The organism is Shouchella lonarensis (genome assembly GCF_900096965.1).
Lineage (GTDB): Bacteria > Bacillota > Bacilli > Bacillales > Bacillaceae_D > Shouchella > Shouchella lonarensis.
Genome location: NZ_FMYM01000004.1, coordinates 1 through 23,180, shown reverse-complemented (window position 1 = coordinate 23,180; position 23,180 = coordinate 1). Strand labels below are relative to the sequence as shown.

Genomic DNA, 23,180 nt, shown 5'->3' with positions numbered 1-23,180 from the left:
CATCACAACATGAACGTTGGTTTTTGCTTCTTTAAAATCGGTTCAGCTGTAGCGACGACTTGTTTCGTCACCACGTGTTGGACGGGTGAAGCTTCGTCAAACCAGCTGTCTGGCGCGGCATGTCCCCAAAATGTGGCTCGGCGTGGGTCGTCTAAGTCCCAACGAATCGGCTTAAAATCGGGATCGCTTGTTAAATAATCACCGTTGTAAAGCTCGATGCGATGGCCATCAGGATCACGTAAATAAAGGAAGAAGGCATTGGATAGCCCGTGTCTTCCGGGCCCGCGTTCGATTGTTTTTGCATAACCAATCGAGGCAAGCACGTCACAGGCATGGATTAAACTAAGCTGGTCGCTGAGCCAAAAACCAACGTGGTGTAAGCGTGGCCCGACCCCGTTCATAAATGCGACATCGTGTACACTCGGCTTTTGGTGGAGCCACGCAGCCCAAATTGCCTCTTCGTCCGTTGCGGTGTATTCTGAGCAAGCAAACCCTAACGTCTTCATGTAAAAATGGTACGCTGCCTCTACATTTTGCACCATGCAGTTGAAATGGTCAATGCGCTGGATTCGGGCGCCTTTGTATAGATCATAGCGCTGTAACATGCGCTCGACGACAGTCATTTCGGCGTAAAATTCAAGCGGCAGCCCGGATAAGTCTTGCACGCGTAACGTACGTCCGATGGCGTGTTGACTGCCGCGCTCGCACCATGTTGTCTCATATCCTTGTTCAGAAAAGGTCGCCGCAAGTTTTTCTAAATCATCAGGATGGCGGACTTTATAACTCATTACTTCCACACTTGGCTTGGCGGCTTTTTTTAGTAACAACGAATGATGGTTATGTTCTTCCAAGCCGCGTAAATATAAATGCGTTTCATCTGATTCGGTCTCGATAAACCCAAGTCCATCGACGTAAAATTTGCGTGACGCATCTAAGTCTGTCACGTGCAAGACAGCGCGCCCGGCGCGAATAATCCCTAAATCAATCATCGCGCGTCCCCTCCTGTAGGCGTCGTTGCTTCCCGTCCCTTCAAGAAATCTTGGACGTACTGTTTGTACGGGGCTTTTTCGAAAGTATCAAAGTAAGCCATGCCCATACGGATCGGATCACCGAAGAAATAGTATTCGTAGTGGGCTTGACGGCTACCGAAAGCGCTCATCGTTAAATCCCAAGCGAGTCGGAATAATTGCACCCGTTCAGAGCCGGTCACATGCTTGCCTTGTAAGCCACGCTCAAGCAATGGACCAATTTCTTCATGTGAGAAATCTGCTTCAGTCGGGATGCCCATCAAGCCGGAAGCACCAAGAATGCGGATGATTTCCGTGAGGCGTGGGTAGACGCGCGGGTACCAATTGCGCGCAGCGTTCAGTGCTTCGAAGTCGGGTGTCATTGTGCCAGAAGCATCTCGTTTTGCATTGTGCTCGGCGCGATATAAGTGAGATTTCATCGCTTCAAGCACAAGCATCATTTCAGTGCCTTTATCTTGTACGTGTTGGAATCCATCAATGCCAATCGCGTCCATGATCGACAACGCCGTGCCGAGGACAAATTCGGTTTTGACAATGTTTTTGGCGACGACTTGATGCGACATATGAACGACCGCATTCGTTTCACGGAATGTGCGGTTACAAATACTAGAATGACCACAAACAAAGACACGCTCCCATGGTACGAAAACGTTTTCAAATGAAACGATCGCATCGCCTTCTTCAAACCGGGAAGAGAGTGGATAGTCCCATGTACTTTTATCGGGGTCAAATGATTCACGACTTAAAAATTTTAACCCTGGTGTATTGTTTGGAATCGCAAATGCAAGTGAGTATGGATCGTCTAATTCGCCCGCTTTTTTCACGGTAGACGGGAAGACGAGAATTTCGTCTGTAATCCCGCCTTGGGTGGCGAGAAGGCGAATGCCATCAACAATGATACCGTCCGTCGTTTTTTTGACAAGATGGAGGGCGACGTTGGCGTCTTTTTGTTCGTGCTGTGCTTTCGCTCGATTTACTTGCGGATGAATGAGTGTATGCGTCAAGCTAATGTCATTTTCCCGGGCAAACTCATAGTAACGCTTCGTATTTTCGGCAAACATTGGGTCTGCTTCGGCAAATAAAGCATTGTTTGTGCCCATCGCCATCATTTCAGCATTTAAATAGTCAGGCGAACGGCCGAGCATACCGCCTGATGTTTTCGCCCACGCTTGAATCGCCGTCCGCCGTTTGATTAAATCATCAATCGAAGTCGGTTGTAAAAATGTCATGCCGACCGGATCACTGGATGTCGGCGAAGTGTACAGCATCGTTTCTCCTTGTTCGTGTTGTAAGTCATATAAATGGGCCATTGAGCGGACGACATTTTTAAAATTTGGGTGGGTCGTGACGTCGTTCACTCTCTCTCCGTGTACATACACATGGTTTTTCGCTGCTTTTAAACGGTCGATATATTGTTGGCCTGTTTTGGCGCCCATGGTCGTTCCTCCTATCGTTTTTTCCCGAATGCTGGAATGGGGTGATCTGTTAGTGCAACGTGGATCGCTTTCACTTCGGTATAAAATTCAAACGCGTAATGCCCACCTTCACGTCCGATGCCGCTTTGTTTCGCACCACCAAATGGAATGCGTAAATCGCGGACATTTTGGGCGTTGACCCACAACATGCCAGCATCGACTGCATGCGCGACGCGGTGCGCCCGTTTCACGTCTTGCGTCCAAACGTAACCGGCGAGACCGTAGCGCGTGTCATTGGCCATTTCAATTACTTCCTCTTCAGTAGAGAAGCGGAAAACAGTCATTACCGGACCGAAAATTTCTTCTTTTGCGATACGCATGTCACCGTGGGCGTTAAGCAATAATGTCGGTGCAACGAAGTGACCATTTTCCACTTGTGATAGTGTACCGCTCACGACTTCAGCACCTTCTTCTTTAGCAATGTCGAGATAGCGAGAGACATTTTCAAAATGTTCACGGTGGATGAGCGGGCCGACTTCTGTTTCTGGATCAAGTGGGTCACCAACGCGGATGTTTTGTACGCGCTTCTTTAATTCCGCGACGAAGGTGTCGTAAATGCTGTCGTGTAAAAAGAGGCGTGAGTTGGCGGTGCAGCGTTCACCATTAAAGGAAAAGATCCCCCACGTACAAGCATCGAGCGCCCGGTTGAGGTCGGCATCAGCAAACACGATGAACGGCGATTTCCCGCCCAGTTCCATCGAGAACCGTTTCAATGCCGGGGCCCCGTTTTTCATAATTTCACTGCCGGTCGTCGTTTCTCCGGTGAAAGAGATGAGGGGGGCATCTGGATGGGCGACAAGGGCAGCGCCGGCTGTTTCGCCATAACCGTGCACCACGTTAAAGACGCCTTTTGGTAAGTTTGCTTGATGAATGATTTCTGCGAGCTTGTTCGCTGTCAGTGGCGACCACTCGGCTGGTTTTAACACGACGGTATTGCCTGTCGCGAGTGCCGGAGCGATCTTCCATGTTTCTAACATAAAGGGCGCGTTCCACGGGGTGATAAGCCCAGCAACGCCGACTGGTTTGTACATCGTGTAGTTTAAAAATTGGTCGTCGACAGGATATGCATCCCCTGTCAGGCGCGTCGCGACCATCTCTGCGTAGAAACGGAAATTTTGCGCGGCACGGGCGACCATTTTTTTCGTTTGTGCGAGCGGTAACCCGGTATCAAGCGACTCAAGCGGCGCAATCTCCTCGATATGTGCATCAATGAGATCGGCAATTTTGTGTACATACGCGAGTCGCTCGGTCAGTTTTAACCGACCCCATTCGCCGTGAAAAGCAGTTTTGGCAGCGGTCACCGCGGCATCAATGTCAGGCGCGTCACCGGATGCGACGTTGTTGATTGTTTTCTCCGTAAACGGATTGATATTGGCAAACGTTTCTTTCGTTGCCGCATCAACGAACTGCCCATTAATGTAAAGTTTGATATCGGTGACTTTGCTGTCATGTGTGAGCGGTGTGTTTGTTTGCGCATGCGCGTGTGTCATTTTCATCTCCTCCTGGCGTTATGAAGAAATCGTCTCGTTCTCAATCGTTGTATAATTTTTTAAGACATTCGCGATGTCTTTTTGTAGGGCTGTTGTAGGTAGTGCCATCGGGGGACGGAGCACGGGTGCGATTTTGCCCATCATTCCGAGTGCAGCTTTCAGTGGTGCTGGGTTCGTGTCTTGAAACAACACATCATTTAGAGGCATCAATTCATAATGGAGCGAACGAGCACGGTCGGTATCGCCTGCCACCCACGCATCGTATAGTTCCGCGACTTTTTCCGGCATCACATTGGCAGTCGCACTAATGTGACCGGCGCCACCAATCGCAAGCATTGGATAACAGAGCAGTTCGATGCCCGAATAAAGGTTGAACTCCGGGCCACATTTTAGTAACACGCGGTTGATGTGCTCAAAGTCTTTGTTCGACTCTTTGACACCAATAATATTGGGACAATCCTCATTTAAGCGGGCGAGTGTATCGACATGAAGGTTGACGGCCGTTCGACCGGGAATGTTGTAAATGATGATTGGAATGTCCACACTCGCGGCAACTGCTTTAAAATGATTATAGAGCGCGTGTTGTGATGGTTTATTATAGTAAGGAACGATGACCATTGCGGCATCGGCACCTATTTCTTGCGCCATTTTCGTGAGATTCAAAGTTTCTTCATGATTGACAGACCCGGTGCCAGGGACAAATGGAACCCGTCCGGCGACCGTTTTTGCGGCATGCGCCATCACACGGGTGCGCTCTTCGTACGTCAGTGAGCTCGGTTCGCCTGTCGTCCCAGTAACAGAAATGCCGTGGCTACCTTGGTCGATGTGCCAGTTGATGAGGGAAGTCATGGCGTCGAAATCAATGCTGTAATTGTCTGTGAATGGGGTGACGACTGGGGCGATCGACCCGCGTAGTTGTTTTGCTGCTGCAGTATAATCCATTGTGTACACTCCTTTTTAAATATATTGTCTCTTAAACGTACCATGTGTTACGCTATATGATAAATATTGATTTAATATATAAACGATACGAAAAAGATATAGTGGGTGGTGAGTTAGATGGATATGAAACAACTAAAATATTTTTATACGATTGCTTGTGAGGGGCAAGTGACAAAAGCAGCGAAAAAACTGCATATGGCGCAGCCGCCGCTTAGTCAACAATTAAAGTTACTAGAACAAGAGCTTGGGGTGACGTTATTTGAGCGGCATCGGCGGACGATGACATTGACGCAAGCAGGGGAAGTGCTCTTTACGAAGGCGGAACGATTGTTACAGGAGATGGAAGAGGTTCGGATGGAGGTGCGAGATCGCGGCGAAGGGTTAAGTGGAACGCTAGCGATTGGTACGGTGAAATCATGCTTTGCTTACTTGCCAGCACAAATGCAACAGTTTCGCACGCAGTATCCGAATGTCCGCTTCTCTTTGCATGATGGTGACTCGTATCGTATTAGTGAACTCGTCAAAAATCGTACTGTTGAGCTTGGCCTTGTGCGTTTGCCGCTGCCACTGTCCGAATTTGCACATATTCGTTTACCGGACGAGCCTTTTGTCGTGGTGTTTCCGGCAGGATGGAGGCTACCGCAGTCAGGTAATAGCTTGTCTATGGCAGACTTACGGGAGGTACCGTTGTTACTGTTACACCGGGTGCATGGAACGGGCCAATATGAAATGGTCCTAGACGCGTGTCGGGCGCATCAGTTTGAGCCAAATGTTGTGTGTGAGTGTCCGGATGTCACTTTGTTGCTGGCGCTTGTTGCGAACGGCGTTGGCGCAACGATTGTGCCTAAGTCAACCTTGGAAACGTTTCGTCCGCCAGGGGTAGAGGTATTTTCGTTGGTAGATACGACATTAGAAGCAAAAGCAGCCATTATTTGGTTATCAAGGCGGTATTTATCGAAGCAAGCGCGAAGGTTGATTGCTAGATTTAAAGAAGGTGTTTCGGTATGCTGAGCTAAAACAGTGTGGGTTGAGTGTGATGAATGAAGTGTATACATTTCATGTGCGCGTGGCCGAAGTTTTATATAGAAGAAGGGCACTTATTATTGGTGAAGCAAAATGGGAGAAAGGAAAATGATGGTTTGTGAAGGTAACTATTTGTTAAAAAAGTAATCAAATTATTTGACGAAACGTGAAGCACTTAAGTATGATAGAGACGGTAGCGCAGTAGCTCGGAAAAGGAACTCCAAGGTGGTCAATATCTCCCTGCGGGGGAGGTGTTGCCGATGCTCCAAAAAGTCAAAGCGTGGCTTGAGCCCTGTCTCAAAGTAGCGTACTTCATTTTGGAAGCGATCAAGTTGTTTATGAAAAACGACTAACCCACCTCAGAGTTTCCCGCTCAAGCCGGTGGGTTAGCGAATCCGCTTGCAGGGCGACCACTTTTAAAGCGGCTGCCTACTCTTTGACCGTGGGTGTGTCTATGCACCCATGGTCTTTGTTATGATATGCATTGTGTAACTATAGTATACATGCGGTGAGTGAGGCTCGTCAAGGAGCTACTTAGGAAAGAGAGGCGAAAAAATGGTTATTAATGAACAGCAGTTTGAGGTACGGGAGGTATCTTATACGGTGAGGTGTGCAAGGAGAGAGGATGCACAAGCATTGTCGGTATTAAGAGTACAAATTGATAGTGAGACAGAAATGTTAGACCGAGCGCCGGGAGAAGGCGTGCTAGATGAACAAGCATTTGCACAAATCATTCAAACGGATCGTGACCACAACTGCCATTTATTTTTAGTAGCAGTCGTAGATGAGAGAATTGTTGGCTTTTCAAGATGTGAAGGAAATGATTTAACGAGACTCGCTCATAAAGTAACGTTTGGTGTATGTGTCTTAAAAGATTTTTGGGGGTATGGGATTGGGAAAAATTTATTGAAACAATCAATCACGTGGGCAGATCAGAACCATATTAAAAAGATGGCACTGAATGTCTTAGAAACAAACGATCGCGCGATTCAATTGTACAAACAATTAGGATTCGAAATGGAAGGCGTATTAAAAAACGATAAGTGCTTGTCTGATGGTAAATATTATCATACCGTGATCATGGGGAGGTGGCATGACAACTGGTTAAGAGAGTGAGCGCCGACGAGACAAGTATGTGTGTGCCTCGTTATCGGGAGCATTTTTTGTGTCCGCCGCGGCCATTTATGTTATAGTATCATTATATTTCCATTTGTGTAAGCGCTTTACATCGGGTTAGGAGGAAACATAGATGCTTAGTTTAATCGGCTTATTTACGATTATTACGATCGTTATTTTACTACTACGTGGAAAAGTTTCACCTATTATTGCCCTTGTCATGATACCAGTCATAAGTGCGCTTGTGGCAGGTTTCGGTTTGGTTGAGATCGGTGATTTCTTTAGTGACGGGGTTGGAAAAGTGATCCCGGTTGTGATCATGTTTATTTTTGCAATTTTATTTTTCGGTGTGATGCAAGATGCCGGCATGTTTGACCCGCTAATCAATAAAATGATTGCGCTGTCGCGGGGAAATGTTGTCGCGGTTGCCGTGGCGACCGTATTGGTAGCAACGATTGCCCATTTAGACGGATCGGGTGCATCTACGTTTTTAATTACGATTCCAGCATTATTACCTCTTTATCAGCGGCTGCACATGAGTCCGTATTTATTGTTGTTACTTGTTGGGACAAGCGCGAGTATCTTGAATATGTTGCCATGGGCCGGGCCACTTGGGAGAACAGCAGCAGTATTAGAGATGGATCCGTCTGAGTTGTGGCGACCGCTCATCCCGTTGCAAGTGATTGGGTTATTGCTATTGATTGGCTTAGCTGTGTTACTTGGCTTACGAGAAAAGAGACGGATTGCAAAACGATTGGGTGTAGAACAATCACAGATGAGCGCCACAGTAGATTTGTCATTTGAAGAACAACAGCAAGAAGAAAAGGCGTTGCTCGTACGTCCGCGGTTATTGTGGTTCAATGTACTTCTCACATTAGCACTCGTTGGGATGCTTGTTTGGGGTATTGTGCCAGCTGGATTTGTGTTTATGATGGCGTTATCGATTGCGCTCGTAGTCAATTATCCGAATGTCGATGCACAAATGGCGCGGATTAAAGCGCATGCACCAAATGCCTTGTTGATGGCGGCAATTATTTTAGCTGCGGGATCGTTTTTAGGTATTTTAGGCGGCAGTGGGATGCTTGATGCATTGGCACGTGATATGGTGGCCGTACTACCTGGGTTTCTTTTGCCTTATTTACACATCGTCATTGGTGTGTTTGGGGTGCCGTTTGAACTCGTCTTAAATACAGATGCCTATTACTTCGCATTGTTACCCGTCGTTGATCAAATCGTCACAAGTGTTGGCGTCGACGGTGTATCAAGTGCGTACGCGATGATTATCGGTAATATTATTGGGACATTTATTAGTCCATTTTCCCCGGCACTATGGCTGGCGCTCGGGTTAGCAGGGGCAGAAATGGGCAAACATATTCGTTATTCATTCTTTTGGGTGTGGGGATTTAGTCTTGTGTTACTCGGTGTGGCATTATTACTTGGGATTGTCTCCCTATAAAAGGAATTTGATTTTTATAGGCACTGTCCTTGAAGTGTCCTTTGATTTGTTATAAGATTAGAATGAGAATAGATTGATAATCATTACTTTAAGTCACGATCGGCAAAAAGGGTGATCTATTCGCTAAGAAAGCGTGTCTTGAGAACGCAAAAGGTGGCTCACGCGTGTGTGAGTGACCTATTCATATTGATGGAGGGAAATAACATGTCTGTACCAAACTTAAAGATCGAGAACTTGCATGTTGCGATTGACGATAAGGAAATTTTAAAGGATTTTAACCTTGAAATTAAAGGTGGCGAAATCCATGCGATTATGGGACCGAACGGAACCGGGAAGTCCACGCTGGCATCGGCGATTATGGGGCACCCAAAATATGAAATTACAAGTGGTTCTGTGACGATGGACGGCGAAGATGTGCTAGAAATGGAAGTAGACGAGCGTGCGCGCGCTGGGCTGTTTCTTGCAATGCAATATCCAAGCGAAATTAGCGGGATTACGAATGCCGATTTCATGCGTTCAGCAATCAATGCCAATCGCGAAGAAGGCGACGAGCTATCATTAATGAAGTTTATTCGCAAAATGGACGAGAAGATGGGTGTCCTTGATATGGATCAATCATTCTCACAACGATACTTAAATGAAGGCTTCTCTGGTGGAGAGAAGAAGCGGAATGAAATTTTGCAACTGTTGATGCTTGAGCCGAAGATTGCCATTTTAGATGAGATTGACTCGGGTCTTGACATTGACGCATTGAAAGTTGTCTCTGAAGGTGTCAACCAAATGCGCAGTGACGATTTTGGTTGCTTAATTATTACCCACTATCAACGGTTACTTGATTACATTACACCAGACTATGTACATGTGATGATGCAAGGTCGGATTGTAAAATCAGGTGGCGCAGATCTTGCGCGTCGTCTCGAAGCAGAAGGATATGACTGGATTAAAGAAGAGTTAGGCATTGAAGACGAGCGCGTCAACGTATAAGAGCGCACGAAGGATTAAATACGCAAAGGATGGTATGTATGTCAGTTGAGACGAATACGAAGGTTGATTCAAGCGAAATTGCTGCGCAGTCAAAAGCGCTGAACGAACCGAAATGGCTGACGGATTTGCGCTTGAGTGCGTTTAAAAAGATGGAAAGCCTCGCACTTCCGACACCAGATAAGACAAAGATCCATAACTGGGACTTTACGACGTTTACACAAACACGTGCGATAGCGACAAAAGTAGCGCGCATAGCTGATTTATCGCAAGACATTCTTGAATATGTTGATCAAGAAGCAACAGGTAATAATGTGCTTGTGCAAGAAAATAGTGCAACGGTGTATGAGACACAAGCAGCGGCTTTGAAAGAAAAAGGTGTGATTTTCACCGACTTTGCAACCGCAGTGCGTGAACACGGTGATTTAGTGAAGAAGTATTTGTTTACCGAAGCGGTATCAGTAGACGAGAATCGCCTGCTGGCACAACATGCAGCGTTGATGAATGGCGGCGTCTTTATTTACGTGCCAAAAGGGGTCCAAGTTGAATTGCCACTACAAGCGGTTTACGCTGTTTCCCAAGAAAATGCGGGGTTGTTTAACCACGTCTTAATTGTTGCAGAAACAGGTAGTAACGTCACTTATGTAGAAAACTATGCCGCATACGGTGCAGAAGCGGCGGTCGCAAACGTTGTCGCGGAAGTATACGTTGGCGATGGGGCCCGCGTCTCTTTCGGAGCGGTTGATACATTAGCGGAGCAAACGACGTCTTATATCGTCCGTCGTGCTCACGTTGGACGAGACGGACGTGTCGATTGGGCGCTTGGACAAATGAACGATGGCGATACTGTTTCAGAAAATATTACGTATCTTGTAGGCGACAATTCTTTTGCAGATACAAAGATGGTCTCCGTTGGGACAGGCAATCAAAAGCAAAACTTCACAACGTTGATTAAACATTACGGGAAACGATCTGAAGGTTATATTTTAAAACATGGGGTCATGACAGGCCGCGCGCTGGGGATCTTTAATGGGATCTCTAAAATTGAAAAAGCAGCGACAAAATCTCATGGTGAACAAACAGAGCGCATTTTAATGCTCGGTGAGCGGGCGCGCGGAGATGCGAACCCGATTCTGTTGATTGACGAAGATGATGTCACCGCTGGACATGCAGCGTCTGTTGGGCGGATTGATCCACTACAAATGTTTTATTTAATGAGTCGTGGACTTTCGCGCAAAGAAGCAGAGCGGCTTGTCATTCGTGGTTTCTTAGAGCCGGTCGTCTCACAACTGCCAGTTGAAGCGGTACAAAAGCAAATGCGATCCGTGATTGAAAGGAAAGCAAAACGATGAATGCATATGAGGTCAAGAAACTGTTTCCAATTCTTGATCAACAAGTCAACGGGCATCCGCTTGTTTATTTAGACAGTGCGGCCACAGCACAAAAGCCGTTACCGGTCATTGAAAAAATTGAGGATTATTATCGCCGTTACAATTCAAATGTACACCGCGGTGTGCATACGCTCGGTACCCGGGCGACGGATGAATACGAGGGGGCACGTGAAAAAGTGCGTGCGTTCCTCAATGCCGGTGAGGCAGCGGAGATCATTTTCACACGCGGGACAACGACGGCGTTAAATATGGTTGCCCGTGGATATGGTGATATGCATGTGCAGGCAGGCGATGAAATTGTGATTTCCTTAATGGAGCATCATTCCAACATTATCCCGTGGCAGCAACTTGCAAAGCGGACGGGGGCAGTGCTGAAATATCTCCCTCTACAAGCGGACGGTACCATCGCGCTTCGTGATGTGGAGGATACGGTGAATGAGAAGACAAAAATTGTTGCGGTCATGCATGTATCAAATGTTTTAGGCACGGTTAATCCGATTGCTGAGATCGCAGCGATTGCTCATAAACATGGCGCGGTCATGGTCGTTGATGGCGCGCAAAGTGCACCGCATATGACGGTCGATGTGCAAGCGCTAGATTGTGATTTCTTCGCGTTTTCTGGGCACAAACTTGGGGGACCGACAGGGATTGGCGCTTTGTACGGCAAAAGGGCATTACTTGAGCAAATGGATCCGGTTGAATATGGCGGCGAAATGATTGACTTCGTTGACCTGTATGACTCAACATGGAAAGAGTTACCGTGGAAATTAGAAGGTGGCACGCCGATCATTGCTGGCGCGATTGGAATGGGTGCGGCCATTGACTTCCTCCATGAACTTGGGTTAGAGGCAATCGAACAACATGAGCACATGCTTGTCGATTATGCGTTTGAGCGGCTCGGGGAGATGGAAGGACTGACGATTTTTGGTCCTGACTCACGCGCCGGTGTGATCACATTCCAACTTGGTGATATTCATCCGCATGATGTTGCGACGGTCCTGGATGCAGAAGGGATTGCGGTCCGGGCAGGGCATCATTGTGCCCAACCATTGATGAAGTGGTTAGAAGTGACCGCGACAGCAAGGGCAAGTTTCTACGTATATAACACGAAAGAAGATGTCGATGCTTTAGCCCAAGGACTCATTAAGGTAAAGGAGTATTTTAGCGATGTCCTCTTATGATTTAGATACACTTTACCGTCAAGTCATTATGGACCATTACAAAAATCCGCGAAACCGCGGGGAGCTTTCAGGCGATACATTGTGTGTCAACTTAAATAATCCGACTTGTGGTGATCGCGTCCAAGTCCAGATGAATGTGGAAGATGGGAAAGTGACGAAAGCGGTATTTACAGGAGAAGGTTGTTCGATTAGCATGGCATCGGCGTCGATGATGACCCAAGCAGTGAAAGGCTTGACGGTTGAAGACGCACTGAAGCTCTCAGCTTTCTTCTCCGACATGATGCAAGGTAAAGCGGGCGATGCGGGTGGTCTGGATTTAGGCGACATCGAAGCGTTGTCGGGTGTGACGAAGTTTCCGGCACGCATTAAGTGTGCGACGCTTGCGTGGAAAGCATTAGAACAAGGGTTATACAAAGGATAAGGTATGTGTTTGCAGATATAAATGAACGAAAATAAAAGGAGGGATTCCTATGGCGAAGAAAATGCCAGAGATCGGGGAATACAAATACGGGTTTTCGGATCGCGACGTGTCTATTTTCCGTTCAGCACGCGGGTTGACAAAAGAGATTGTCGAAGAAATCTCGCGCATGAAAGATGAACCGCAGTGGATGCTCGATTTCCGTTTGAAATCACTTGAACAATTTTATAAAATGCCGATGCCACAATGGGGTGGCGATCTTTCAGAGCTAAATTTTGATGACATTACGTACTACGTAAAAGCCTCTGAGAAGTCCGAGCGTTCTTGGGATGAGGTCCCAGAGGAAATCAAGAATACGTTTGATAAGCTTGGAATTCCAGAAGCTGAGCAAAAATATCTTGCTGGTGTGTCAGCGCAATATGAGTCTGAAGTTGTCTACCACAACATGAAAGAGGATTTAGAAGACCTTGGGGTTGTGTTTAAAGATACGGATACAGCGCTGAAAGAAGACGAAGCGATTTTCAAGGAACACTTTGCGACGGTCATCCCGCCATCAGACAATAAGTTTTCTGCGTTAAACTCGGCAGTATGGTCAGGCGGTTCGTTCATCTATGTACCTGAAGGTGTGAAAGTCGATACACCGCTGCAAGCGTACTTCCGAATTAACTCTGAGAATATGGGGCAGTTTGAGCGAACACTCATCATTGCTGATAAAGGCAGCTCGGTCCATTATGTTGAGGGTTGTACAGCACCTGTATATACGACGAATTCTCTTCATAGTGCGGTCGTTGAGATCATTGTCAAGGATGACGCATATTGTCGTTATACAACCATCCAAAACTGGGCACCAAACGTCTTCAACCTGGTCACAAAGCGTGCGGTTGCTGAAAAAGGCGCGACAATGGAATGGGTCGATGGCAACATCGGTTCGAAACTGACGATGAAATATCCAGCGGTTATTATGAAAGGCGAAGGCGCACGTGGGACAGTCCTTTCGATTGCGATTGCCGGTAAAGGGCAGCACCAAGATGCAGGCGCAAAAGTATCGCATTTGGCGCCAAACTGTTCGTCAACGATTATTTCAAAATCAATCTCAAAACAAGGTGGAAAAGTAACTTATCGCGGGATTTGCCACTTTGGTCGGAAGTCAGATGGTTCGAAGTCAAAAATTGAGTGTGACACACTCATTATGGATAACGAGTCAACGTCGGATACGATTCCGTACAACGAGATTTTAAACAACAACATTACGCTTGAGCACGAAGCAACGGTATCAAAAGTATCAGAAGATCAACTGTTTTACTTGATGAGCCGTGGCTTATCCGAAGAAGAAGCAACAGAAATGATCGTCATGGGCTTCATCGAGCCATTCACAAAAGAATTGCCAATGGAGTACGCAGTGGAAATGAACCGCCTCATTAAATTTGAAATGGAAGGCTCAATTGGTTAAAGGGGGATAGAAGCGGTGTCAAGTAATCTTGGCGCTGCTTCCCTGTAACCTTTAATGAATGATCATTCATTCATTAAAGCGTTTTTTGATAGCGTTATCATATTGCTGTTGGAAGGAGATTATAATAATGAGAAAAACGAGACTAAAAATGAAGCAATTACAATTGAAAAAAAAAATAAGACAGCACAGTGCGATTGAGGAAGATATGAGACAAGAGATTGCCTCAGCAAAAGAAGGAGCAAAAAAAACATCGATAAAAGTCGGAAAACGTGATAATATGAACTAAAATGATCGCAGCGTTATCATATACACACACGCTGTAAAGGAGAGTGACAATAATGAAATTGATCGTGAAGCTTTTCATAGGTATGTTAGTCGGAGTTGGGATTGGGCTATTAGGTGTAGATTTCTTGACGAGACTGGCAGTAACGGTCAAGTTACTATTCGGTCAATTTCTTGGTTTTGTCATACCATTTATTATTTTATTTTTCATTACTTCAGGTGTAGCAAGTTTAGGTAAGTCGCAAGGGAAAATGGTTGGAGTAACAGTAGGGACAGCATATGTGTCGACTTTACTGGCGGGGACGCTGGCGTTTTTCGTTGCAAAATTCATCATGCCGATGGTCGCAACGGAATCGACCGCTATTACAGAGGGAGCTACGTTTCAGCCATTTATTGAAATAGAAATCCTGCCTCTTATGGGTGTTATTACAGCAGTGGCTATGGCATTTTTGTTTGGTATTGGCATAGCGAAAACGAAAAGTGCGACGATGAAATCCTTTTTTGATGAAGGGAAAGAGATCATTGAACGTTGCATCATGAAAATATTAATTCCATTTTTACCTATATATATTGCGGGTATTTTTGCCGAATTGACTGCGGCAGGGAAAGTGTATGAAACGTTGTCGATTTTCGGGCTCGTATTGCTTGTCGTCGTGGCAACACATTGGTTGTGGTTGTGTGTGCAATTTACAACCGCTGGTTTCATTGCAGGTCAATCACCGTTACGTACGTTGAAGACGATGTTGCCTGCATATTTCACTGGAGTTGGGACGATGAGTAGCGCGGCAACAATCCCAGTAACACTGAATCAAGTGAAGAAGAACCGTGTGAAAGAGGAAGTGGCAGATTTCGCAGTGCCGCTATGTGCGACCATTCATCTTTCAGGTAGTATGATTACAATTGTCATTACATCGATGGCTGTCATGACGGTGCTAAGTGATCTCTCTGTGCCATCGTTTGGCGCAATGCTTTCAGTCATTGTCATGTTAGGTGTTGTGATGATTGCAGCTCCTGGTGTCCCGGGTGGTGCGATTGTGGCGGCGCTCGGTGTATTAACGTCAATGCTCGGTTTCTCCGAGGCGGCAATTGGGTTGATGATGGCACTCTATATGGCGCAAGATAGTTTTGGAACAGCAACAAATGTAACTGGGGATGGCGCCATCACAATGATTGTGGATAAGGTGAATAAGTAAGGCAGAGAGACGATGTGTAAAACGCCTCACGAAGTTTTTATAGACTTTGTGAGGCGTTTTTATATGGTAAGTTCATCGGTCTATAGCCGACTTATTCCACGTTTGCTTTTCGGTGCGCGAGCCTACTAGAGGCAGCCGCGGCAATGGCTCCTACAATGTCATCAAGAAAAGTATGACACTGACCAGAAGACTTGCTATTTAACTGTTTCAAGATACCAGGTTTTTCTTTATCAATGTATCCATAGTTTGTAAAACCAATAGAACCATACACATTTACAATTGCAAAAGCAATAATTTCATCCACACCGTATAGCCCTTCATCTTGTTCAAGCATCTGTTGCAATGGTTTTTCTAATACGCCTTTCTCTGTTAAAACATCTAGTTGAATACCTGTGAGGATAGCGTTTTGTACTTCACGCTTTGCCAAAACGCGGTCAACATTTTCTAAACACATGTCCATTGTCAAGTTTGGGTGATACTTTTTTTGTAAAAAATAAACGAGTTCTGCGATGTCTTCAAGCTTGACGCCACGTTCATCTAGCCAAGTCCGTGCTTTTTGTTCAACTGCATCGTAAGTCATGAATTTCCTCCTCAAGTGCATTTTTCTTTTAGTCTACGGTAGAAACATACATTTTATGCGAATGGGTCATCATACACTAATCATAACAGGTTTGTGCGGGGAGGGACAATCATTGCTAGAACGTAATGTTTATGACTTCTATAAATTGTACTGTGAAGACCGTTTTTACGTAGGTGATTATGAAGGTTTCACGGCAAATGATCAGCCGTACTTGCTCATGCCTAAGGAAGAGTGTATTTGTGAAGAAAGTGATATGGTCAGATTTTCAACGTATATGTATCAAGCAGGCGATCCGTCTGTGTTAACGTTACATCCAACACGAACAGAACAATTGTCTGCACTTGTGGATGGTCAAGATGTGTATTTGTTTCCATTGCCAAATGTTGACGGGGGTGGATGGCGTGGCACAAAGATCCAATCAGTGGCTGATCTAGGACGTGAGTTGCGTGGCTGGCATTTGCGTGGACAACAAGGAGCAAGTCACTTTCAAGACCTTGCAGTGAACGATTGGCCAGCGTTATGGGAGAAGCGCTTAGAACAACTAGAAGAATGGTATGTTACTGTATTTTCAAGAGGACCACAAACGGAGATTGATGAATTATTTTTATATACGTATCCTTATTTCATGGGGCTTGCTGAAAATGCCATTCAATTTGCTGTGGATGCGCAGTTAGATTTATATAGATCTCCTTTAGATGCTGGTACAATTAGTCATTATCGTTTTAACGATCGGACATGGTTGTATATGTCTGAACGTGGAGATGTCATTAAACCGCCAACATCTTTTTTATTTGACCATCCAGCACGAGATTTGGCAGAGTGGATTCGTAGTACAAGGAAAGACGATCCACAATCGTATACAGTTGCACCAATATTTACTTTTTTGAATGGGTATGAAGAACAGCAACCATTGACACCCTTCACATGGCATTTGCTCTACGCGCGCTTATTATTTCCGTTACATTATTTTGAGATTATTGAGGATTATTATCGTGCGCAAGTACCGGAAGAGCGGGGAGGCATTGCCGAGGATTTCAAAGTATTGTTGGACACAGAAAAGGGAAATGAACAGCTACTTGCAGAATTGGCTGAGGAGGCACGTGTGAAGCAGAGAAGTACGTTGCCGAAGTTAGACTGGTTACCTAGGAGATAGGTGTATATTTGCTTGTTTACGTGCATAGTGAGGAGAGTATGTTGTTGGGGGGTTATGATGAAAACAAAGATGATTAAAATGTGGGTTGTATGCGGACTATATATGGTACTGATGGGCATTGTAGCAATTTATTATGCCATGGATGGCAGTGGTGACAAAGTGCTCATCGCTTTATCTGGGGTCATCAGCGGATTAATGCCACCATTACTTGGATGGCTAGCGAGGTTTTATCTCCCTTTATGGCTAGTGATTTTTTATCTTGCATTCGTGTTTGGTTCACAATATCTCGGACCCATTATGGAATGGTACGACTTGATCGGTTGGTGGGATAAATGGCTTCACTTCATGAGTGGGGTTTTATTGCCTATTGTGGCTTTCTATCTGTACAAATACTTTACGCACCGTTCGGGTGGCGTGAGCATAGCACCTTTCTTTGTATGTTTGTTTGTACTCTCTTTTGGTGCTCTTGGTGCAGTCATTTGGGAAGTTTTTGAATTTGTTTGCGATGAATGGTTTGACATGACATTGCAAGACGATAACTTTGATACAATGGTGGATTTAATTTTTAATATGTTTGGTAGCTTGATCATTGCTGTCTGGGTGTGGGTAAAACTACGGTGCGAGCGGTAAAGATGAGAAAAAGCGCGCTTTCTCAGAGCAGAAGCGCGCTTTAAATATATGTGTTTAAAAAACTTGTTCGATCTCAATAATGCCCGGAACTTCTTCAAGTAGTGCCCGTTCAATACCTGCTTTTAGTGTGATCGTTGAGCTCGGACAAGATCCGCATGCGCCAAGCAGTCGTACTTTTACAATGCCGTCCTCTACATCTACAAGTTCTACGTCTCCGCCATCACGAAGCAAAAATGGACGAAGTTTATCAAGGACTTCTTGGACTTGTTCGATGACATCTGCACCGGTGGTCATTGGACATCTCTCCTTTCTTATCTCCTTCCATTATAATCGCCCAGCGCAAAAAAATCCATGCAGAAGACTTGTAAGCGTAATAGTTGCACTTACTCACTTAGGTCGTGTACGCTAAGTGGAGGAAAGGTGTGAGCCATATGAAGAGAATCTCTGTGACGGTTTACGGTGCCAATCGCCCTTGTCCTGGCTGTGTACAGATGCCGTCATCGCAAGAGACAAAGACGTGGTTAGAGGCGGCCCTCTGGAGAAAGTTTCCTGAACTACCGCTTGTTTTCCGCTATGTTGATATTGACAGTCCTAGCACGGATGAAGATCAGATGTGGGCAATGAAGATTTTAAACGATGAGTATATATATCCACTCGTTGTGTTAAATGGCGACGTAGTTGCGGAAGGGAACCCAAGTTTGAAAGTGATTACGGAAAAAATAGCGGCCCTTTCGCTGTGAGATGGATCAACCAGAATGATATTTGTACATCCAAAGCACGCCACTTTTTAATAAGCGTGGGACACGCCCTGTGAGTGGACGATCGCCCATCATACCAAATCCGTGCTTTTTGCCAAGTGAACCGAGTACGCCTTTTAGTTTAATTTGTGGCATCTTTTCCGGTAATGTGTCGTCCTTCCATTGAAGCTTTAAAATGGTGACGATTTGTTCTGCTTGTCCTTCAGCAAGCTGTGCGCTTGGGGCATAAGGTAAGCTTGCACAGTCGCCGACAACAAAGACATCAGGATGACCCGGTATGAAATGCTGTGGGGTTAAGATGACACGGCCAGATCGATCTTTTTCTACATCGAGGGCACGAACGATCTCAACTGGTTGTACGCCAGCTGTCCAAATGACGGCATCGGTTTCAATGCGTTCATTGTGATTATAAATGGCACCTGGTTCGACTTTTGTAATGTTGGCATTGTTTTTCACATCGACGCCGTGTTCAATAAACCAACTTTGTACATATTCACTTAGTTTTTTAGGAAACACAGACAAAATCGATTCACCACGATCAAAAAGACGAATCGTTAAATCAGGGCGGCTTTCGCGCAGTTCGCTCGCCAATTCTACCCCACTTAGTCCGCCACCAACGATGGAAACCGTCCCTTCTGGTCGGACGTTACTTAGTAATTCATACGTTTTACGGGTCGCACCCATCGTTTGAATGCTATGAGCATAAAGATCAGCACCTTGAACGCCATGGAAATTATCCGTGCAGCCAAGCCCTATAACGAGTTTGTCGAACGAGATTTGTTCCCCCTTTTCAACCGTTACGATGTGATCAGCAAGAGAAATATTTGTGACCGTTGCATATTTCACAGTGAGACGGTCGTCTTTTGGGAGAGGCACACGTAAATGTTGATCTGTAGCGGTTCCGGCGGCGAGCGCATAGTATTCGGTTTTTAAGCAGTGATAAGGTAATTGATCGATTAAAATAATTTCCCAATCCTTAGGCAGGTCATTGGGCAGCAGGCGTTGTAAAATGCGCATGCCTCCGTAGCCAGCACCGAGAACGACGAGTTTTTTCATGAAAAAGTCTCCTTTTATGTAAAATTGCCCTTAAGGTGATGAGGAAAAGTGATGTCAATAGCATGTGTAAATGTATAGGAAAATCGCATGTTTTTATAAGAGCGCTTTCTGATAAAGGGAATTACCCTAGTCAGTTTTGATTATACCGATTTCATAACCGTTCCACAACCATTTTCGAACGTTTTGTTACGGAAACATTTGCTTGGTGATTGGGGAGGACGACAAAGATTGACTTTAGACGACAGACAGCGTAGCATAATTTTTGAGGTGAAAGAAAGATGAGACCAATTATAGAGTTTTGTGTCAGTAATTTGGCTAGCGGAGCCCATGACGCAATGGAAGTGCTAGAACGTGACCCAAATCTTGATATTATTGAGTATGGTTGTCTAAATCATTGTGGTACATGTGCGTGTGATTATTTTGCACTTGTAAATGGTGATTATGTGTCAGGTGAGACGCCAGAAGAACTTGTCAAAAATATTTATCAACATATTGAAGAGAACCCGTTATTTTAAGGGAAGCGGAGGGAGCGATGGGTGGTGACCGTCTTACCATTCAGCCATACATGGCCTTATGAAGTATCTGGAAAAGACATTTACGTGTCTGCTTGTCCCTATTGTGGGCAAGAGCAGGTACTGACGCAAATTGGTTCGCGTCAACTAGAGAGAATGAAGGAACAAAAGAAAGTGGAATGGGTCATGCCATGTTGTCATGCCATTTTCCCGATTTTAGAAGCAGACGATGATTACTTTTGGGCAGATGAGCCGTTACGGAAGTGAGGAAAAGATGAAGTTTACAAAAATGCATGGGCTCGGTAACAGCTATATTTATGTTAATTTGTTTGAAGAAGTGTTAGAAGAGGAATCGCTTCGTACACTCGCGATCAACTTGTCAAACCGGAATACCGGCATCGGTAGTGATGGCCTCATTTTAATAGGTCCATCTGAGCGGGCGGACGTGCGGATGCGCATTTTTAATCTTGATGGATCAGAAGCGAAAAACTGTGGCAATGGTTTGCGCTGCGTGGCAAAGTATAGTTTTGAACATGGCCTCGTGTCAGCGGAAAAGTTTTGTATAGAGACACTTGGTGGAATTGTTTCAGTCACTGTTCATATCAATGAGACTCGTATTGTGGAAACAGTGACAGTCAATATGGGGACGCCGGTGCTCGCGCGCAATGCAATTCCTATGCTTGGAGAGGGAAAGGAATCCGTAGTGAATGAGGAGATCTCTGTTGGTGGAGAAACAGCATGGATCACCGCTGTCTCGATGGGCAATCCACACGCAGTGTTATTCGTGCCAGACGTCGAGCCGGCCCCTGTCGCAACGTTTGGCAAGGCACTATCTACGGATGAACGCTTTCCAGACGGGGTCAATGTCGAGTTTGTCGAGGTGTTATCGTCAACTGAATATCGTTTCCGTGTCTGGGAGCGGGGTTCGGGTATGACGGAAGCATGTGGGACCGGCGCGTGTGCGGCCGTTGTCGCTGGTGTGTTGAACGGTCATACAAAGCAGGGAGAACCGGTATGCGTACATTTACCAGGTGGAGATCTCACAATTACATGGGCGGTCGACGGGACCGTTCATATGCAAGGGCCAGCAGCGTATATTTGTACAGGAGAAGCGCATATGTAACTACAAAAACACCGCTCAGGCGGTGTTTTTTTATTTACTCATATTTCTTAATAACGTTATAGAACGTGTCGCGCTCAACGGGAATTTTCCCGGCACTCTTGATCATATGAATCAATTCTTTGCGGGTGATCCCCATTGACGTCAGTGCCCCGACCGAGTGCGAGATGCGTTCTTCAATCAATGTGCCATGAATGTCACTTGAACCGAATGTGAGCGCCATTTGTGTCAGTTGTACACCAATGTTAATCCAGTACGCTTTAATGTGATCAAAGTTATCAAGCATTAAGCGGGCAATGGCAATCGTACGCATGTCATCGTAAGCCGATGTGCGACGGTTGAGGCCAGCTTTCACATTTTTCGGTTGCATCGCGAGTGGGATAAACACCATAAAACCATTCGTGCGGTCTTGTAGTTCGCGCACGCGCGCCATATGAATGAGTCGCTCTTCTTTTGTTTCAACTGAACCATATAGCATCGTCGAATGCGTCCGTAAGCCGAGGTTGTGCGCTGTTTCATGTGCTTCAAGCCACTGATCTGTTGACGCTTTGTCGGGACTCATGATTGCCCGATAACGTTCTGTTAAAATTTCTGCCCCGCCCCCAGTCAATGTAGACAAGCCAGCATCCATGAGCGTTTGGATGACTTCTTTCATTGAAATGCCTGCTAAGCGCGAAAAGAATTCAATTTCAGCACCGGTGTAAGCTTTGACGGTGACATGCGGATAATGCTTTTTCAATATTTTAACGGTATTAACGTAGTAATCAAAGCCAACTTCATGATTGTGTCCGCCCACAATGTGGAATTCGCGGATGTTATCATTCCAACGATCAGAGATATATTTTAATAACGCTTCCTCATCCATCGTGTAGGCGCCTTCTTCACCAGGCTTGCGTTTAAAGCCACAGAAACTACAATTTGCTTCGCATACATTGGTTGGATTGATATATAAGTTTTCAATAAAATAGACGTTTTGTCCATTTTTACGTTCATTTACAATGTTGGCGAGTTGAGCCACACCAAGTAAATCCGGTGTTTCATATAAGGTTAAACCGTCGGCAATCGTCAGACGCTCACCGGCGAGAACTTTGTCTTTAATGTCTGTTAGTGCTGTATCTGCCAGTAGTACACTCATATTCGGCAGTCCCCTTCCTCCTCCAAGATTCCATCTGTCTATATGACAATACTCCCGATCCATTATACTACAAAATTGTGGCGAAAAGAAGAGAATTGTCTAAAACACTTCCTTTATCCTTGTCGATCGCAAAGCTTGAGTGACTGGACGAAAGTCGTTTATACTGGAAGGAGAATGAATTGATGGAGGTGTAAAGAATGATTACCATTACAGAAAGTGCGCTTGGGCATATTCAAGCGATGAAGGAAGACGAAGGAAATGAACAATTGATGCTCCGTATCGGCGTGAAAGGCGGGGGCTGTTCCGGACTTTCATATAGCATGGGTTTTGATGAGACGCGTAACGAAGAAGATACGTATATGGAAATAGATGGGCTTGGCGTCTTGGTCGATAAAGAAAGTACACCGATTGTGAATGGCCTTGTTATTGACTATAAGCAAAACATGATGGGCGGCGGGTTTACAATTGATAACCCGAATGCGATTGCCAATTGCGGTTGTGGCTCATCTTTTCGGACGGCGACGAACGAGGGAACGCCGGAAGAGTGTTGAGGAAGGGATTTTGGAGCACCTTGTCCAGTTGTGGGCAAGGTGTTTTTAGTGAGACAGACGGGCAGACAGGTGTGATACTAGAGGAAATACGAGCGCTAAAAACAGCTCTTGAATCAAAGTGAACAACGGTCACATATGTTGTAAAAAAAACGGCTAATAAACAAGGGGCTGTCCCAAAAGGTCGTAAAAAATGACCTTTAGGACAGCTTTTTCTGTTTTTCAAACAAAAAAACACAAAAAAATCGCCCACTCTGTTAAA

General features: G+C 45.5%; 25 protein-coding genes. 17 read left to right on the top strand and 8 right to left on the bottom strand.

Going from position 1 to position 23,180, the window contains the following annotated elements; genetic code table 11:
- Window positions 1-2 precede the first annotated feature (2 nt).
- From hpaD to hpaI, 4 genes are read right to left on the bottom strand one after another with little or no spacing between them, the layout of a single operon-like run.
- Window positions 3-986 (bottom strand): 3,4-dihydroxyphenylacetate 2,3-dioxygenase, encoded by a 984-nt coding sequence (gene hpaD, locus BLT29_RS04620; protein ID WP_090775371.1) that lies wholly within the window; start codon window positions 984-986, stop codon window positions 3-5.
- Window positions 986-2,464, bottom strand: coding sequence for a 4-hydroxyphenylacetate 3-monooxygenase, oxygenase component (gene hpaB / locus BLT29_RS04615; RefSeq protein ID WP_090775162.1), 1,479 nt, complete (start codon window positions 2,462-2,464; stop codon window positions 986-988). The genes hpaD and hpaB overlap by 1 nt, the downstream gene beginning before the upstream one ends.
- Window positions 2,465-2,475: 11 nt before the next feature.
- A complete protein-coding gene (gene hpaE, locus BLT29_RS04610; RefSeq protein WP_090775161.1) occupies window positions 2,476-3,993 on the bottom strand; it encodes a 5-carboxymethyl-2-hydroxymuconate semialdehyde dehydrogenase in 1,518 nt (505 codons plus the stop codon).
- An 18-nt stretch (window positions 3,994-4,011) separates the two neighbouring features.
- Window positions 4,012-4,935, bottom strand: a complete 924-nt coding sequence (hpaI, locus tag BLT29_RS04605) for a 2,4-dihydroxyhept-2-ene-1,7-dioic acid aldolase (protein WP_090775160.1) — start codon at window positions 4,933-4,935, stop codon at window positions 4,012-4,014.
- A gap of 117 nt (window positions 4,936-5,052) precedes the next feature.
- Between hpaI and BLT29_RS04600 the strand changes: the two genes are divergently transcribed.
- The 10 genes from BLT29_RS04600 (at window position 5,053) to BLT29_RS04560 (ending at window position 15,426) form a co-directional block, all read left to right on the top strand.
- Window positions 5,053-5,946 (top strand): LysR family transcriptional regulator, encoded by an 894-nt coding sequence (locus BLT29_RS04600; RefSeq protein WP_090775159.1) that lies wholly within the window; start codon window positions 5,053-5,055, stop codon window positions 5,944-5,946.
- A gap of 567 nt (window positions 5,947-6,513) precedes the next feature.
- Complete coding sequence (locus BLT29_RS04595) at window positions 6,514-7,074, top strand: GNAT family N-acetyltransferase (RefSeq protein ID WP_090775158.1); 561 nt, start codon at window positions 6,514-6,516, stop codon at window positions 7,072-7,074.
- 133 nt (window positions 7,075-7,207) lie between these two features.
- Complete coding sequence (locus tag BLT29_RS04590; protein ID WP_090775157.1) at window positions 7,208-8,530, top strand: CitMHS family transporter; 1,323 nt, start codon at window positions 7,208-7,210, stop codon at window positions 8,528-8,530.
- Window positions 8,531-8,734: 204 nt separating this feature from the next.
- The gene (gene sufC / locus BLT29_RS04585) at window positions 8,735-9,514 is read left to right on the top strand and encodes a Fe-S cluster assembly ATPase SufC (RefSeq protein WP_090775156.1); all 780 of its coding nucleotides are present in this window, start codon (window positions 8,735-8,737) and stop codon (window positions 9,512-9,514) included.
- Between the two features lie 38 nt (window positions 9,515-9,552).
- On the top strand, window positions 9,553-10,863 hold the full coding sequence (gene sufD, locus BLT29_RS04580) for a Fe-S cluster assembly protein SufD (RefSeq protein WP_090775155.1): 1,311 nt from the start codon (window positions 9,553-9,555) through the stop codon (window positions 10,861-10,863).
- Window positions 10,860-12,083: a cysteine desulfurase gene (locus tag BLT29_RS04575; RefSeq protein WP_090775154.1), complete on the top strand. Its 1,224-nt coding sequence runs from the start codon at window positions 10,860-10,862 to the stop codon at window positions 12,081-12,083. Before sufD ends, BLT29_RS04575 begins: the two co-directional genes overlap by 4 nt.
- Window positions 12,070-12,504, top strand: a complete 435-nt coding sequence (sufU, locus tag BLT29_RS04570; protein ID WP_090775153.1) for a Fe-S cluster assembly sulfur transfer protein SufU — start codon at window positions 12,070-12,072, stop codon at window positions 12,502-12,504. Before BLT29_RS04575 ends, sufU begins: the two co-directional genes overlap by 14 nt.
- A gap of 49 nt (window positions 12,505-12,553) precedes the next feature.
- Window positions 12,554-13,951: a Fe-S cluster assembly protein SufB gene (gene sufB, locus BLT29_RS04565; RefSeq protein WP_090775152.1), complete on the top strand. Its 1,398-nt coding sequence runs from the start codon at window positions 12,554-12,556 to the stop codon at window positions 13,949-13,951.
- Between the two features lie 127 nt (window positions 13,952-14,078).
- Window positions 14,079-14,237 (top strand): hypothetical protein, encoded by a 159-nt coding sequence (locus BLT29_RS13285; protein ID WP_176763805.1) that lies wholly within the window; start codon window positions 14,079-14,081, stop codon window positions 14,235-14,237.
- A 52-nt stretch (window positions 14,238-14,289) separates the two neighbouring features.
- Window positions 14,290-15,426 (top strand): dicarboxylate/amino acid:cation symporter, encoded by a 1,137-nt coding sequence (locus BLT29_RS04560; RefSeq protein ID WP_090775151.1) that lies wholly within the window; start codon window positions 14,290-14,292, stop codon window positions 15,424-15,426.
- A gap of 91 nt (window positions 15,427-15,517) precedes the next feature.
- Here BLT29_RS04560 and BLT29_RS04555 read toward each other — a convergent pair whose 3' ends face one another.
- Window positions 15,518-16,006 carry a phosphatidylglycerophosphatase A family protein gene (locus tag BLT29_RS04555; RefSeq protein ID WP_090775150.1) on the bottom strand — a complete coding sequence of 163 codons (489 nt, stop codon included), beginning with the start codon at window positions 16,004-16,006 and terminating at the stop codon, window positions 15,518-15,520.
- 112 nt (window positions 16,007-16,118) lie between these two features.
- Here BLT29_RS04555 and yutH point away from each other — a divergent pair, with 112 nt between their 5' ends.
- On the top strand, window positions 16,119-17,159 hold the full coding sequence (gene yutH / locus BLT29_RS04550) for a spore coat putative kinase YutH (RefSeq protein ID WP_176763804.1): 1,041 nt from the start codon (window positions 16,119-16,121) through the stop codon (window positions 17,157-17,159).
- Between the two features lie 57 nt (window positions 17,160-17,216).
- Window positions 17,217-17,789, top strand: coding sequence for a DUF2238 domain-containing protein (locus tag BLT29_RS04545; RefSeq protein ID WP_141769847.1), 573 nt, complete (start codon window positions 17,217-17,219; stop codon window positions 17,787-17,789).
- A gap of 54 nt (window positions 17,790-17,843) precedes the next feature.
- Here the strand turns inward: BLT29_RS04545 and BLT29_RS04540 are convergent, their stop codons facing one another.
- Complete coding sequence (locus BLT29_RS04540) at window positions 17,844-18,083, bottom strand: NifU family protein (RefSeq protein WP_090775147.1); 240 nt, start codon at window positions 18,081-18,083, stop codon at window positions 17,844-17,846.
- A gap of 137 nt (window positions 18,084-18,220) precedes the next feature.
- Between BLT29_RS04540 and BLT29_RS04535 the strand changes: the two genes are divergently transcribed.
- Window positions 18,221-18,529, top strand: coding sequence for a DUF1462 family protein (locus tag BLT29_RS04535; protein WP_090775146.1), 309 nt, complete (start codon window positions 18,221-18,223; stop codon window positions 18,527-18,529).
- Window positions 18,530-18,535: 6 nt separating this feature from the next.
- Here the strand turns inward: BLT29_RS04535 and BLT29_RS04530 are convergent, their stop codons facing one another.
- Window positions 18,536-19,603 (bottom strand): NAD(P)/FAD-dependent oxidoreductase, encoded by a 1,068-nt coding sequence (locus BLT29_RS04530; protein ID WP_090775145.1) that lies wholly within the window; start codon window positions 19,601-19,603, stop codon window positions 18,536-18,538.
- 278 nt (window positions 19,604-19,881) lie between these two features.
- Here BLT29_RS04530 and BLT29_RS04525 point away from each other — a divergent pair, with 278 nt between their 5' ends.
- From BLT29_RS04525 to dapF, 3 genes are read left to right on the top strand one after another with little or no spacing between them, the layout of a single operon-like run.
- Complete coding sequence (locus BLT29_RS04525) at window positions 19,882-20,118, top strand: YuzB family protein (RefSeq protein WP_090775144.1); 237 nt, start codon at window positions 19,882-19,884, stop codon at window positions 20,116-20,118.
- Window positions 20,119-20,142: 24 nt separating this feature from the next.
- On the top strand, window positions 20,143-20,382 hold the full coding sequence (locus tag BLT29_RS04520) for a hypothetical protein (protein WP_090775143.1): 240 nt from the start codon (window positions 20,143-20,145) through the stop codon (window positions 20,380-20,382).
- A gap of 7 nt (window positions 20,383-20,389) precedes the next feature.
- On the top strand, window positions 20,390-21,238 hold the full coding sequence (dapF, locus tag BLT29_RS04515; RefSeq protein WP_090775142.1) for a diaminopimelate epimerase: 849 nt from the start codon (window positions 20,390-20,392) through the stop codon (window positions 21,236-21,238).
- A gap of 34 nt (window positions 21,239-21,272) precedes the next feature.
- On the opposite strand, the gene mqnE is transcribed toward dapF, so the two are convergent.
- Window positions 21,273-22,370, bottom strand: a complete 1,098-nt coding sequence (mqnE, locus tag BLT29_RS04510) for an aminofutalosine synthase MqnE (protein WP_090775141.1) — start codon at window positions 22,368-22,370, stop codon at window positions 21,273-21,275.
- Window positions 22,371-22,567: 197 nt separating this feature from the next.
- Here mqnE and BLT29_RS04505 point away from each other — a divergent pair, with 197 nt between their 5' ends.
- Window positions 22,568-22,921, top strand: a complete 354-nt coding sequence (locus BLT29_RS04505; protein WP_090775140.1) for a HesB/IscA family protein — start codon at window positions 22,568-22,570, stop codon at window positions 22,919-22,921.
- Window positions 22,922-23,180: the final 259 nt, after the last annotated feature.